Source organism: Kaistella flava (ex Peng et al. 2021) (assembly GCF_015191005.1).
GTDB classification, from domain to species: domain Bacteria; phylum Bacteroidota; class Bacteroidia; order Flavobacteriales; family Weeksellaceae; genus Kaistella; species Kaistella flava.
This window is the reverse complement of the sequence record NZ_CP040442.1, coordinates 1,252,899-1,266,215: the sequence shown is the minus strand read 5'-3', so window position 1 is coordinate 1,266,215 and position 13,317 is coordinate 1,252,899. Positions and strand designations below refer to the sequence as shown.

Here is a 13,317-nt window from a genome sequence, read left to right as displayed (position 1 = left end):
ACTTAAATTTAATGGCCTATCAATATTTTGAAGGTGTAGATTTACTGGCAATAGAAGGAGTTTCCTATTCAACCGTACTTTCAATAATGAGTGAAGTTGGATTAGAGGGTATCAAGAAGTTCCCGACTGCAAAACACTTTGCAAGCTGGTTGAGACTGACCCCAAACAATAAAATAAGTGGTGGTAAAATACTTTCTAATAGGATCCCAAAAGGAAGTAACCGTTTAAAAATCGCTTTAAGAAATGCAGCAAATGCGATTGGTAATCTAAAAGACTCAACACCATTATCGGATTTTTTCAAGCGAATCAATTTTAGAAAAGGTCGAGTATCTGCAATCTCAGCAACTGCAAGGAAATTAGCAATCATCATTTGGAATATGGTCGTTAAAAATCAAGCTTATGTCAATCCGGAAGGCTACTTATTTTTGGATGAAAAAAGAAAACTAGGCTTAGTAAAAAGGATTCAAAAACAAATTACTAAATTTGGTTTGACTAATGAAGAAATTAATTTCGCAACTAATTGATTGTGAGCAAAAAAGAAAAACGTTAGTCAGAATATTAAAAAAGATTTCGCACAAATGAAGAAACACATAGTAACATTATTTATAGTTCTTATTGGACAAATACAATTATTTTCTCAAAAACCTGAGAAAGTAATTATAGATAGCACAAATTATTATTACAAACTTGTACCTAAATCAAAACCAATTGGAACAATAATTATTCTTCATGGTGGTTCAGAAGATGCTAAAGGAGTAATGAATCAAATTACATTAGATGAAATTGCTTTAAAAAATAATTTTATTGTTATTTTTCCAAATATCGAAGATGACGATTTTAAAATGTCAGTATCACAAGAATTATTGAATACTATCGCAAAACAAATAGTTGACAAGCATAAAGTTTCAAAAGATAAAATATTTCTTGGTGGACTTTCAGGCGGTGGAATGCAAACAATAACATACACTGAAAGAGCAATTAGAGATAAAGATACTTACTTCATACCTAAAGCAATATTTGCACTAGATCCACCACTTGATTACGAAAATATGTATTATCGTTATCAACGAGAAGTAGAAAGAAATTTTTCAGAAGTTGGCGTAAACGAAGCAAAATGGTTTTTAGAAGAAATGGAGAAAAATTTGGGAGGAACTCCTGAAACAGCGAAAGATGCATACATCAAAAATTCAATGTTTTCATACCGGCAAAAAGATGGCGGAAACGCAAAATATCTTGTAAATATTCCAATTAAAATTTATACCGAACCAGGAGTAGAATGGCAACTTAAAAATAGACATAGAGATTTATATGACTTGAATTGTGCGGACATTTCAGCAATGATAAATTTTCTGCAACTCAAAGGGAATAAAAACGCTGAAATTGTAATTACTCATGACAAAGGAATTAGACCAAATGGAATGGTACATCCTCATTCTTGGTCAATTATGGACTCAAAAGATTGTATGGCTTGGATTTTAAGACTAATGAAATAAAAACACTGCCACCAACACGGTATTTCTATTAGCGGGGCGGAAGTTCCTATCATAAAAGATTTTCGCTAATAGTTCAATTTGTTATATTTACAAAGACTTGTTATCAAAAGTCCCCCCGCCAACAGAAATACCCAACCGTTGTACACAATTTTATAAAAATCATGTTTAATTTCAGAATCAAGATAGTTGTAATTTTAAATTTGTCACTTCTATTGACGAATTGCACAAATAATGATAATAAATTTCAACAAAATGAAATCAAAAAGATTCAATTAAGTACATTTAATGCTAAGTTTTTCTTAACAGATAATATTTATGAATTAAATGAAGATTATAAAAAACCAGGAATTCATAATTTAAAATTTACGGTAAAAGATATTGAAGAAATAAAGCAAAATATAATTTCTGAAAAAATATATGAATTGCCAGACTCATTAAAGTATATAAAATCTTGTGAAAAAGTATGTTGGGTTGAGATAGATATCGAATATATAAATAACAAAAAACAAAAATTTAGAATTGATAATTCAAATTACAAATCTAATTTTCCACTAAATCTAAAATATAAAAAATTATCAAATCTTGAAGCGTTAATTTCCAGGAAAATAATGGATAAAAGACTTGAAATGGATGCTAAAATTGAATTAATGTAAAAAAAACTGCGTACAACAAGGGTGCTTGTTGCACAACCAAAAATACTAAAAATAAATTTTGCAAATATTCAGAAATAAAACATGATAACTATTTGACAGTTAGCATATTATTTGTAAATTAGTGCATGCAAGGAAAGAAAATAATTACGCCGCAACTCTTTTACCATCAAAGCCTGGATGAGATGGTTCCCAAAGATAATTTCTACCGAAAAGTAAATGAAAATCTGTCACTCGATTTTCTTTATAAAGCTACCGCAAACTATTACGGCAAATGTGGCCAAGAGAGCATCGATCCGGTCGTATTCTTCAAAATTCTGATGGTAGGTTATCTCAATAATATTAACAGTGATAGAGGCTTAATACGCTTTTGCAGCAATTGTCTGGATATCCGTCTTTTCTTAGGATATGACATTAATGAAAGTTTACCATTTCACTCCACTATTTCCCGAACAAGATCTCTTTTCGGGGAAGAACTTTTCTTAGAATTATTCCGTAAAGTTTTGAGTTTGTGTGTAGGGAAAGGAATGGTTCGTGGCAAAAGAATGGCGGTAGATTCAGCTTTCATTAAAGCCAATGCGAGTATGGATTCTTTAATCGAAAAAGAAGTTTTGGAAGATGCTTCAGCCTTTGTAAATGAACTGGAAGATAACAGTGAATTTAAAACAACTTCGACCAGAAAGAAAATGGTAGACCAGCACCATGACTGGAAAAAAAAAGAGTATGAAGGAATGCCGGGCACTAATAAAAGTGACAGAAAAGATGAAGATGGCAATGCAATTCGGCCAAAATACTTGAGCAATCACACCCATTACAGTCCCACCGATCCTGATGCAAAGATTTCTGTAAAACCAGGTAAAGCCCGACAGTTAAATTATTCTGGACAACTGGCTGTGGATGATGCTTTTCATGTTATAACCGGTGCTTGTGCCAGTACATCGGGAAGTAAAGATTCTGTTATTTTTCCCGAGATTATGAATCAGACTTTAGAAAACTGCAAACAAAATCACATTGCGCTTGATGAAGTTTTAGCCGATGCGGGTTATAGCAGTGGCGAGGCTTTAAAGTATTGCAAAGAGAAAGGTATTAATGCCTACATTCCGAACTTCGGTCAATACAAACCATTTCGGGAAGGCTTTGTCTTCAACAAAGAAGAGAATCGGTATGAATGTGTAAAAGAAGGTGGTTATAACGCTTTACTTCTCTTTAAAAAAATCAAGACAGATCCCAAAGGTTATTCTTCCAACCACTATCGCAGCAGCGAGAGCGATTGTAAAGATTGTCCGCTCCGAGCAGAATGCTGTGGCAAAACAACCAAGTTTAAAAAGATCGATACTACGATCCACAAACCGCTCTACGATGAAATGCACGAAAAACTCAACCGCGATCCAAATTACACTCGTTTTCTCACTAAACGCAGAAGTTCCCGCGTAGAGCCAGTTTTGGGTACGTTGATTAATTACCACAATATGAAACGGGTGAATACTAGAGGAATAAAAACGCCAACAAACATGTTTTGATGGCTGCTCTCACTTACAATCTGAAGAAATACCTAAAATTCATTACCAAAAAAGTCCATCGAAATGTTGCAATAATGAACCTTCCTCAAGGAAAGTTCTGGCAATTTTTCAGAATTCAAAATACGAGTTATATCGCCAGGAATTAAACCACTCCAAAAATCAAAACATTCTCTTTGCCAAAAAAACCAACCTCTCTTAAATCGCTTTAAAAGAGGTTGGTTTTTATCTTGTTTTTGAAATAACTGAAAAATTGAAGGGTTGTGCAACGGCTACAAGGTATTTCTATTAGCGGGGCGGAAGTTCCTATCATCAATATTTTCGCTAATTGCTCAATTCGTTATATTTACATAGACTTGTTATGAAAGTCCCCGCCAACAGAAATACCCAACCGTTGTGCGCAATTTTAACCAAACTATCGTCCATTCAATGAAACTTTTATTAATTCTATTTTCAACGCTTTTCTTATTTGGGTGTAAAAAAAACCGAAACAGAATTGAAACGATGAGTGCAAACGGAGGGGAATATTATGTGAAAAAATATTTCAAAAACAATTCAAAAACCAAAATTGAAGTTTACAGAAAACCTTCAATTTTAGTTTATACTAAAGAATTTGAAAATAAGATATTAACCAAATTTGTTGAGTATTATCCAAATAAAAAAATTAAAGTATTAGCCGAGATTCTTCATAAACCTGATTTTTTAAATGCAAAAACATATTTTCAAAATGGTAAATTAAAAGGCAGAGGCTCATATTTATACAATTATGAGACTGACAATGCATTAATTACCGATTATTGGATTTATTACAACGCGAATACTAGTGAGGCTGACTCAATTGTTCATTACTTTTGTGATGGTAAAAACACTTCGATCGCAACTGAAGTTCAAAAAATTGACAATAAAAATCATAAATCCACTAAAATTAAATATTTTGATGTAAAACTTAAAGATAGCGTTGGAGATTTTTTAAATTATGAATTACGAAAAGTAAAAACAAAAAATTAAAAAAAACTTCGCACAACATGGTATTTCTATTAGCGGGGCGGAAGTTTATATCTTAAATATTTTCGCTAATTGTTCAATTTGTTATATTTACAAAGACTATTTATAAAAAGTCCCCGCCAACAGAAATACCCAACCGTTAGCAGAAAGCCTATGACGACAACGAATAACAAAACAATATCGAACGAACAAAATGAAGATTATTCTTACTGGATAATAAAATATTGTTCACCGAATTTTGAATATCCGTTATTTTTAGTTTGGTACACTGATACAGACAAAGCAAGTACTGACCGACTGTTGACATATAGAAGCGGAAAAATTCTTGCTGCTGAATCTCTAGTAAATTTATATTCAACATTGCTATCACAAATTGATAGTCTAACCATATCCGAAAACTTTAAACTTTGGTTAGACAGTTTAACGAAAGTAGATTTAATTGCAGATTGCACTTATAATCTTATTTCGGTATCAAATAATATTAAAAAAGGTTCTTTAGATATAAATACAGTTGAAGATTTTGCAAATTTTATAAATTTATATGGTGACTTTATAAATCAAGATGAACGAAACAATTATCTACAAATTTATGCAGACAACGAATTAATAAAAGGACTTTGGGACTATTTTTATAATTTCATTTTTTGGCCAAGATTCAATGATAAAGAAAAATTTGATGTGAGTGAAATTGCAAATTTAGAAATTGACACGAAAGATTTATTAATAAAACTTCACGACATTCTTAATTCCTTTGATAAATGTATCAAAATAGCGGAAAAGGCCATCTGCTAACACGGTATTTATACAAGCGGGTCTGAAGTTTTCCTCGAAGATTTTAGCGATTAATTAAGATTTTAGCAATTATAAAGTTTTCGTATTTTTATCCCGCCTGCATAAATACCCAACCGTTGTACGATATGTATAAAAACTGCCTTAAAAACTAAAATCCAACAAATTATGAAAAGAATTTTTACTTATTTATTTTTATTTGTTTTTTATAATTTCTCTTTTGCACAATGGGAACCACTCAATCTTGGTGTAAATATAAATTCCTTTTACGATATATTCTGCATTTCCCCCACTGTGATTATCGCAGTTGGTTCAGAGGGCACGATTTTAAAATCGACCGACGGTGGCGATACATGGACGAAAAAGCTTTCAGGCACAGATTCAAATTTAACGAAAGTGAAATTTCCTACTGCAAATATTGGATATATAATTAGTGGTAGTGGAAATATCTTAAAAACTACAGATGGAGGAGAGACATGGACAGCCAAACAAACTGGATTTAGTGGTCCTTATTTTTCGGATTTATCATGTGTTGATGAAAATATAATTTTCACCTCCAATCTGAAAAGTACAGATGGTGGGGAAAATTGGGTATTATTTAGTGAGACGTATTCTGACAGAGCTCAATTCGTAAACGGTAATGTTGGATTTGCGGGTGAATATCTCTGGCAACAAAGTAATTGGCAAAATCCCCAATTTTTTAAAACTATGAATGGGGGCAATTCCTGGCAAACTATATCTGGAGTTGCCCCATTTCATTTTTTAAATGAAAACATTGGTTTTTATTATTTGGGAGGGCTTTATAAAACAACTAATGGGGGTCTAAATTTTGAAAAGTTAAATAATCATGGAGATAACAATTACTCTTTACGTGACATTTTTGTTGTTAATGAAAATACAGTATGGGGATAGTTTATCTATCAATGCTTGATTGGGATACTTCAAGTAGAGGCTTTATAAAAATTTCTTCGAACGGCAATGAATCTTTCACAGAGCAAATTCTCTACGACTCTAATCCAGCGCTTGATTTTCAATCAATTCATTTTGCGAACGAAACACTGGGATTTGCAGTGGGACGCAATAATAATCAAGGCATTATTTGGAGAAATGGAAATGGTATAAATCAAACTATGTCAACGAAAGAAATTGATCATTTAGAAATTCAAATTTATCCTAATCCAGCAACCACAGAAATTAATATTAATTTCAAAAAAACTATTAAAGAAAATGTTAATATCATCTTAACTGATATAAGCGGAAAAATTTTGTACTCTAAGGAATTTTTAAATAAACAAAATATTAAGATTAATACATCAGAATTCGCAAAGGGAAATTATATTCTTTCGATAAAATCTGACCAAAAAACATTTAATAAAAAAATCATAATTAATTAGAAAAAACACATCGTACAACATCGTATTGGCAATAGTGCGGAGCAATCGCAAGTTTAACTATTTTAGATGTTCCGAAAATTATTTTATAATAAGATAGTTTCTGCATTAAAGCCGCACCATCGCCAATACGCAACCGTTATCTGTAATTGTAGAAAAAAAAACGCTAAAAAAACACTAGATATGAAAATATTGATTTCACTTTTTTTACTTATTAGTACTATTTTATATTCCCAGACTCATCGTTTCATTTATGAATTTAAGTATTTGCAAAATCCTAATCAAACTGAATTGAAAAAGGAAAATATGACTTTAGATATAAATACTGAAGACACTAAATTTTATAATTACCATTATGTAACGATTGATTCAACAAATATCACTAAAGGACAAAATAGTCAACTTTGGGATTCTTCCACTCCTGTAATTGTAAGGAAAAAAAACTCAAACCTTAATAGTAATTATACTCTAATTGATGATGTTTTTGTTTATGAAACTAACGACAATATAGATTGGAAATTAGAAAACGAAACCAAAAAATTTGAAAACTACATCTTACAAAAGGCAACTACAAAATTTGGAGGAAGAAATTGGACGGCTTGGTTTGCTAAAGAAATTAATATTGCGGAGGGACCTTATAAATTTCGTGGATTACCTGGATTAATTTTCCAAGTATATGACGATAAAAACCATTTTGAATTTACTCTTGTTAAAAGTTTCAAATTAAAACCCACTTATAAAACGCCATTTTTAGAAAGTTTTTATGGACAAAAGCCTATTAAAACAACAGAAGAAAATATCAATAGAATGTTAATGAATCTGTATAATGATCCTTATCACGACACAAGAGAAAGGTTTTCAAAAAACAGTAATACTAATACAGAGTTTAATATTAATGGAGTTATCATTAAAAATGTAAGTCAGTTTAAAGAATTAGCGGAAATAAGACAAAAAAATATACGCGAAAATAATTATCCAATTGAAATTGAAAAAGCATTAAATTATTCTGCCAAATAAAAAACAACTACAGATAACAGCGTATTGGCAATAGGCGGAGTTTCGTCTTCGCAAGAAAATTTTTGCTAATTTGAAGATTATTTCTTCGATTGAAGTTTTTCGCTACAAAGCCCGCCCATCGCCAATACGCAAAACGTTACAGGCAATCCCCCCTATACCCCCGAATTGACTTCTCAAGCTAACGTTTGGTGCGTATAGAAAATATTTTCTAATTTTATTAAGCTCTTTGCAAGGCCGATTTTAAAATTGTTGCGTAATAGCACGGGTGCAATCCTGGTTGAGATGTATGTGATGACTTCAGTGGCGGTCTAATTGATTAGAACCCCGTTCAGAATATTTTTTTTGCCTAAAGAACATCTCCTTAGAGTATTTTTAATCATTAATTTTTGAAAATATGAATGAGAACAAAATTTCAATGGAAATTATCAATTCAAATGCTGCAGGAATTGATATTGGTAGCCGATCTCACTGGGTTGCGGTTGGCCAAAAAGAGGAAGATATTAAAGAGTTTGGTGTTTTTAATGAGGACTTAAAAAATCTCTCAAATTGGCTCAAAGAAAAAGACATTCAAACCGTTGCAATGGAAAGTACAGGAACTTATTGGCAAGCACTTTATGCTATTTTATTGGCTGATGGATTCCAAGTGATTTTGTGTAATGGCAAATTCACTAAGAATATTAAAGGCAGAAAAACAGATGTTCAAGATTGTCAATGGATTCAAAAACTACACAGTATAGGCCTTTTAACAGGTAGTTTCCTTCCAGATGAAATTACAGAGAAGCTCAGAACCTACTGTCGTCATCGTGCAAATTTATTAGATTCTGCAGCAAGCACTTCAAAAAAAATGCAAAAATATTTACGGTTATTAAACCTTCGATTAGATGTTGTTGTTAATGACATCTGTGGTTTAACTGGATTACTCATCATTCATGCGATTTGCAACGGAGAAAAGATCCTTTAAAATTAGCCGAATTAAGACACGGTAATTGCAGAAAAACAGAAGAAGAAATTTCAAAAGCACTTCATACTAATGGTAGAGAAGATTATTTATTTGCCCTCAATCAAGAGCTTGAGATGTATGAAGTCTTGCAAAGTAAAATTGTACAATGCGATGTAGAAATTGAGAAAATCTTAAACTCAACAATCGGAAAAGACGACAATAAAAGACAGCATCACATTGAACCTAAAAACACAAAAATTAATAAAACACTCCTAAAAATATCGACTTAAATTTAATGGCCTATCAATATTTTGAAGGTGTAGATTTACTGGCAATAGAAGGAGTTTCCTATTCAACCGTACTTTCAATAATGAGTGAAGTTGGATTAGAGGGTATCAAGAAGTTCCCGACTGCAAAACACTTTGCAAGCTGGTTGAGACTGACCCCAAACAATAAAATAAGTGGTGGTAAAATACTTTCTAATAGGATCCCAAAAGGAAGTAACCGTTTAAAAATCGCTTTAAGAAATGCAGCAAATGCGATTGGTAATCTAAAAGACTCAACACCATTATCGGATTTTTTCAAGCGAATCAATTTTAGAAAAGGTCGAGTATCTGCAATCTCAGCAACTGCAAGGAAATTAGCAATCATCATTTGGAATATGGTCGTTAAAAATCAAGCTTATGTCAATCCGGAAGGCTACTTATTTTTGGATGAAAAAAGAAAACTAGGCTTAGTAAAAAGGATTCAAAAACAAATTACTAAATTTGGTTTGACTAATGAAGAAATTAATTTCGCAACTAATTGATTGTGAGCAAAAAAGAAAAACGTTAGTCAGAATGCTATAAAGAAAGGCGGCCCTAAAAACCAAATCAATGAACATAACATCTTGGGAAATATTACTAGGAATTCCAGCCATAATAATTTTTTTTCTAATTATTATGAGCCCCATTTTTGTTTTCCAAAAACTTACGTTCGTAATCCATAACAAGTTCTTGAATATATTAAGCACATTCATTATAAGTTTAGTACTGTCCATCATCCTTACAATTGCTGTAACCTATTATTATACCGAATTTTCTAGCAATTTTCTTTTGCAAAAGTTTGGCTTTTATGAAAACGGAATGAATGAATTTGAATATTACAAAAATGTTAATTTAGAGAATCTTGCGAAACTAAAAGAAATAAGAAATTCGCAAATGGGGATTGGATGGCCGTTAAAAGCCATGTTTGCTTGCGTTTTTTTTACTTTACCGACGAATGCGATAATGAGCATAATTTTAACACTGAAAAATCGAAGAAAAAAGCACTGCCTGTAACACGGTATTTCTATTAGCGGGTCGGAAGTTCCTATCATAAAGATTTTCGCTAATGGATCAATTTGTTATATTTACAAAGACTTGTTATAAAAAGTCCCCGCCAACAGAAATACCCAATCGTTAGCGGTAATTTTAAGAAACCTCGCTTGAAAAATCAATATGAAAGTATATAAAAAATTTTAATTTCTTGTTTTCTAATTTTTTTGTCTAGTTGTAGTTATCTATACAAAATTGAAAAAGATAAATTTGGAGAACCAATTCTAAACGAAAAAGCAAAATACACTTTTAATGAAAGGCTTTCTAATGAAAACTCTAAAAAAATTGATACTATCGCATACTATATGCAAATTTTTGAAGGACAGTATTACAATGAAAGTGAAATGAAAAATCCCAGAATAATTATATTCCATAATGATGGATTTTTCAAAAGAGAATCTTTATTATACTACGGGTATCATGATAAAAATAGAGATAAAAATTCTGTTTATTACGGTGGTAAATATAAAATAGTAGATTACAAAATTTATTTGGAAAAATTTTATCCACTCAGAGGAGATTACACCAAATATTATACAAAGGAAATTTCAAAAGGAAAAATAGAAGGAGACAAATTAATATTTGAAGACAAAAATTCGATAACTATTTTCCAAAAAAGAAAGACATTACTAAAAAACTTCCGCTAAGACGGTATTTATATTAGCGGGTCAGCAGTTTATATCATAAAGATTTTCGCTAATTGTTCAATTTGTTATATCCTGTAATAGATAATTTTGGAATTGGACTCGGAATCTTAGATAAATATGAATACTATTATAATCTTAAAAATGAGAAATTGGCACCATAAAGTAATAAAACTTATTCCCGTTTTCCTATTTGTGCTTGGTTTTGGGCAAAGATCACAAAAACATTATGATTCTATTTGTAGCATTGCTTATAAAGATGATTCTATTTTGTATTTAAAATTAAGGAAGGAAGCAAGACATGTGAATTATAAAAAACTAACAGAAAAAATTATTAATGATATACAATGGGATAGTTTAAAGAAGGCTAATCTGATTTTTTATATTACTTCAATAAAAAGAGAATTTAATCCAATGGATTATCATCCAATGAAAACTTGTGAATTTGACCAAAAATCGAAAAACCCTAATTATAATGACACGATATTCTGGAACAAAAAAAATATCGAGTTTATCGTGAAAAAGTATAAAAAAAATCTAATCCCAAAGATTGCTACTAGTTTTATTTATGACAAAACAAATACATTTTTCGTCATTGGTTTAAATCACTTTATAGAACATACTAGAAAACAAAAAGAAGGAATTTTTAAAGATTCACGTAGTCATCAAGAAAAATTTCACTATTTCGCATATGAGAAACAAGAAAAATTGGTTTTAGATAATGAGGAAGAGAATTATAATCAATTATTCCTTTCTTTTACTAATGAATTAGGAAATATTGTAAATGTAGAATATGCGTATGGTGATGGTGCGTTATTAAAACAATATCGTGTTGAAAAAAAATACCAATACGTTAATAAAAAGTGGATTGAAATAAAGGATGATGAATAAAACTGAAAACATAGCATAATGAGAAACTGACACAAAAGATTAATCCAACTACCGCAAAATGTAACAGGAAACAATGTCGTAATTGGAGTTATAGATGTGGGGTTATTAGAATTTGCAAGAAAAAACACTAGAAATGTTGATCCTGAATTGTCACCTCCCTACTATAAAGTTGCTCATCCTAGTTTTGATGACAATAGTGGCGCGCAAGAAAGTAGAGTCTTTTTCAGAAAGAGTGATGAAGATCAGCATTTGAACACCGAGAAATAAATATTAACATTGGAAAATATTATAAAAAAACTACGAACCAGCTAGAAAATTTAGATGTGAGTAGCGAATATACGTTTCAAATAGCTTGGTTAGTCTTGGGATCAATTATTCCTAATCCCTCACCATTTCCTACAGATAATGTGATGGATTATTTCCAATTTAAACCTTATGGCGAAGACAAATTACGGAAACTGATCTGGAAGTGGAAAATGAAGAAAATATGGAATATAGATTATGGTAATACAAAGCTAATTAAAGAGTAATGAAAAAACTATTGATAATATCTTTTCTCTTTATTCATATTTTGTCATATAGTCAAGAGTATAAATCGATTAAAAATATTTTTGGAAAAAGTTGTTCTGATGAAAATTATAAGGAATATATTAATATAAAAAAACTTTATTTGAAACAATTACGTTCAGATTCTTCATTAGTAATATACAGAAATTCTTACAACTCTTTTTTTCTTAAGGATAAATTAGACAGTATTGCTATTTCTGAAGGCATAAAAAACATCAATAAGATTGAATTTAATAATATGGAGCAAAGATATAGATACCAATACTTTTTAAAATATAATAATTTCAAAATATATGGAAACTCTCCATCTACCTCAGCAAAAGTATTATACTACCTTGAAATTTTTAAAAATGACAAGCGTTTAGAAACAGTCCATTTTTACGGAAACGAAGATATAAGTATAGAAATTTCACCTGATGGGAGATACAAAAGAACGGAAATGTATTCCGGAAATCCTAGAAAATGTTCATATTATACACAAGATACTTTAATGAGCAATGTTTTTGTCGGGGAAAGTTTATTTTATGATGGAGAAAAAAGCAGATATACTGATTGGGACAAAGAATTTACTGTTACTGATGAAAAATTATTGAAAATTTTACCACAATTGTTTTTGCAAGCGATTCAAATTCAACAAGATAAAGTCAAAAATCTTAAAGGAAAAGATATTGGGTCTGGCTATATTGTTACGAATGAAGATATTGATGTGGCTTTAAAATATTTAGATGAATTATTGATTACATTCCAAAAGGATATTAAAAATAATAAAAAAAACATAGAATTTGAAAAACTCTTTAGCGAAAAAAGACAACCTATTTGGACTGTGGAATATGGAATTGGTTTGGTTATAAGTGGTAAATCAGGTAAATTGATAAATGTAAATGGATTTAAAACTATCCAAGATTAATATGTAATTCTATCATATATACCACAGTATTAATGATGACGAATATAGATTTAGCAGATCTAGGGATCAAACTCTGGATGTACTAATTTAGCGTCCAGTTAGAGTTAAGCATAAAACTGGACGCTAAATTAGTACATCCATAAAGCAACTA

At 30.7% G+C, this 13,317-nt stretch carries 17 protein-coding genes; all 17 read left to right on the top strand.

Annotated elements, in window-relative coordinates; all coding sequences use genetic code 11:
- Positions 1 to 11 precede the first annotated feature (11 nt).
- Positions 12 to 524 carry a transposase gene (locus Q73A0000_RS16975; protein ID WP_244140796.1) on the top strand — a complete coding sequence of 171 codons (513 nt, stop codon included), beginning with the start codon at positions 12 to 14 and terminating at the stop codon, positions 522 to 524.
- 54 nt (positions 525 to 578) lie between these two features.
- Positions 579 to 1,493, top strand: coding sequence for a hypothetical protein (locus tag Q73A0000_RS05765; RefSeq protein ID WP_193813115.1), 915 nt, complete (start codon positions 579 to 581; stop codon positions 1,491 to 1,493).
- Between the two features lie 161 nt (positions 1,494 to 1,654).
- Complete coding sequence (locus Q73A0000_RS05760) at positions 1,655 to 2,146, top strand: hypothetical protein (protein WP_193813113.1); 492 nt, start codon at positions 1,655 to 1,657, stop codon at positions 2,144 to 2,146.
- Between the two features lie 125 nt (positions 2,147 to 2,271).
- Positions 2,272 to 3,663, top strand: a complete 1,392-nt coding sequence (locus Q73A0000_RS05755) for an IS1182 family transposase (protein ID WP_244140820.1) — start codon at positions 2,272 to 2,274, stop codon at positions 3,661 to 3,663.
- A 426-nt stretch (positions 3,664 to 4,089) separates the two neighbouring features.
- Positions 4,090 to 4,668, top strand: a complete 579-nt coding sequence (locus Q73A0000_RS05750) for a hypothetical protein (protein WP_193813112.1) — start codon at positions 4,090 to 4,092, stop codon at positions 4,666 to 4,668.
- A gap of 150 nt (positions 4,669 to 4,818) precedes the next feature.
- Positions 4,819 to 5,457, top strand: coding sequence for a hypothetical protein (locus tag Q73A0000_RS05745; RefSeq protein ID WP_193813111.1), 639 nt, complete (start codon positions 4,819 to 4,821; stop codon positions 5,455 to 5,457).
- Positions 5,458 to 5,622: 165 nt separating this feature from the next.
- Positions 5,623 to 6,366, top strand: a complete 744-nt coding sequence (locus Q73A0000_RS05740; RefSeq protein ID WP_193813110.1) for a WD40/YVTN/BNR-like repeat-containing protein — start codon at positions 5,623 to 5,625, stop codon at positions 6,364 to 6,366.
- A complete protein-coding gene (locus Q73A0000_RS05735; RefSeq protein ID WP_193813108.1) occupies positions 6,357 to 6,848 on the top strand; it encodes a T9SS type A sorting domain-containing protein in 492 nt (163 codons plus the stop codon). The genes Q73A0000_RS05740 and Q73A0000_RS05735 overlap by 10 nt, the downstream gene beginning before the upstream one ends.
- Positions 6,849 to 7,028: 180 nt before the next feature.
- The gene (locus Q73A0000_RS05730) at positions 7,029 to 7,862 is read left to right on the top strand and encodes a GLPGLI family protein (RefSeq protein ID WP_193813107.1); all 834 of its coding nucleotides are present in this window, start codon (positions 7,029 to 7,031) and stop codon (positions 7,860 to 7,862) included.
- A 394-nt stretch (positions 7,863 to 8,256) separates the two neighbouring features.
- The gene (locus Q73A0000_RS16970) at positions 8,257 to 8,823 is read left to right on the top strand and encodes an IS110 family transposase (RefSeq protein ID WP_244140814.1); all 567 of its coding nucleotides are present in this window, start codon (positions 8,257 to 8,259) and stop codon (positions 8,821 to 8,823) included.
- Positions 8,799 to 9,092, top strand: coding sequence for a hypothetical protein (locus tag Q73A0000_RS16965; protein ID WP_244140816.1), 294 nt, complete (start codon positions 8,799 to 8,801; stop codon positions 9,090 to 9,092). Before Q73A0000_RS16970 ends, Q73A0000_RS16965 begins: the two co-directional genes overlap by 25 nt.
- Before the next feature lie 5 nt (positions 9,093 to 9,097).
- Positions 9,098 to 9,610, top strand: coding sequence for a transposase (locus Q73A0000_RS16960; RefSeq protein WP_244140796.1), 513 nt, complete (start codon positions 9,098 to 9,100; stop codon positions 9,608 to 9,610).
- Between the two features lie 714 nt (positions 9,611 to 10,324).
- On the top strand, positions 10,325 to 10,804 hold the full coding sequence (locus Q73A0000_RS05720; protein WP_244140819.1) for a hypothetical protein: 480 nt from the start codon (positions 10,325 to 10,327) through the stop codon (positions 10,802 to 10,804).
- A 141-nt stretch (positions 10,805 to 10,945) separates the two neighbouring features.
- Positions 10,946 to 11,692 (top strand): hypothetical protein, encoded by a 747-nt coding sequence (locus Q73A0000_RS05715; RefSeq protein WP_193813106.1) that lies wholly within the window; start codon positions 10,946 to 10,948, stop codon positions 11,690 to 11,692.
- Between the two features lie 96 nt (positions 11,693 to 11,788).
- On the top strand, positions 11,789 to 11,959 hold the full coding sequence (locus tag Q73A0000_RS05710) for a hypothetical protein (protein WP_193813105.1): 171 nt from the start codon (positions 11,789 to 11,791) through the stop codon (positions 11,957 to 11,959).
- Positions 11,960 to 12,015: 56 nt separating this feature from the next.
- Positions 12,016 to 12,222 (top strand): hypothetical protein, encoded by a 207-nt coding sequence (locus tag Q73A0000_RS05705; protein WP_193813104.1) that lies wholly within the window; start codon positions 12,016 to 12,018, stop codon positions 12,220 to 12,222.
- Entirely contained in the window at positions 12,222 to 13,166 is a 945-nt protein-coding gene (locus Q73A0000_RS05700; protein WP_193813103.1) for a hypothetical protein, read from the top strand. Before Q73A0000_RS05705 ends, Q73A0000_RS05700 begins: the two co-directional genes overlap by 1 nt.
- The last annotated feature ends 151 nt before the right edge of the window (positions 13,167 to 13,317 follow it).

Bases quoted from the DNA above. Each gene is read 5' to 3' on its own strand.
- Q73A0000_RS05700 (WP_193813103.1), top strand. From the start codon at position 12,222: ATGAAAAAACTATTGATAATATCTTTTCTCTTTATTCATATTTTGTCA.
- Q73A0000_RS05750 (WP_193813112.1), top strand. From the start codon at position 4,090: ATGAAACTTTTATTAATTCTATTTTCAACGCTTTTCTTATTTGGGTGT.
- Q73A0000_RS16960 (WP_244140796.1), top strand. From the start codon at position 9,098: ATGGCCTATCAATATTTTGAAGGTGTAGATTTACTGGCAATAGAAGGA.
- Q73A0000_RS05735 (WP_193813108.1), top strand. From the start codon at position 6,357: ATGGGGATAGTTTATCTATCAATGCTTGATTGGGATACTTCAAGTAGA.
- Q73A0000_RS16970 (WP_244140814.1), top strand. From the start codon at position 8,257: ATGAATGAGAACAAAATTTCAATGGAAATTATCAATTCAAATGCTGCA.
- Q73A0000_RS05715 (WP_193813106.1), top strand. From the start codon at position 10,946: ATGAGAAATTGGCACCATAAAGTAATAAAACTTATTCCCGTTTTCCTA.
- Q73A0000_RS05745 (WP_193813111.1), top strand. From the start codon at position 4,819: ATGACGACAACGAATAACAAAACAATATCGAACGAACAAAATGAAGAT.
- Q73A0000_RS05740 (WP_193813110.1), top strand. From the start codon at position 5,623: ATGAAAAGAATTTTTACTTATTTATTTTTATTTGTTTTTTATAATTTC.
- Q73A0000_RS05730 (WP_193813107.1), top strand. From the start codon at position 7,029: ATGAAAATATTGATTTCACTTTTTTTACTTATTAGTACTATTTTATAT.
- Q73A0000_RS16975 (WP_244140796.1), top strand. From the start codon at position 12: ATGGCCTATCAATATTTTGAAGGTGTAGATTTACTGGCAATAGAAGGA.
- Q73A0000_RS05760 (WP_193813113.1), top strand. From the start codon at position 1,655: ATGTTTAATTTCAGAATCAAGATAGTTGTAATTTTAAATTTGTCACTT.
- Q73A0000_RS05755 (WP_244140820.1), top strand. From the start codon at position 2,272: ATGCAAGGAAAGAAAATAATTACGCCGCAACTCTTTTACCATCAAAGC.
- Q73A0000_RS05765 (WP_193813115.1), top strand. From the start codon at position 579: ATGAAGAAACACATAGTAACATTATTTATAGTTCTTATTGGACAAATA.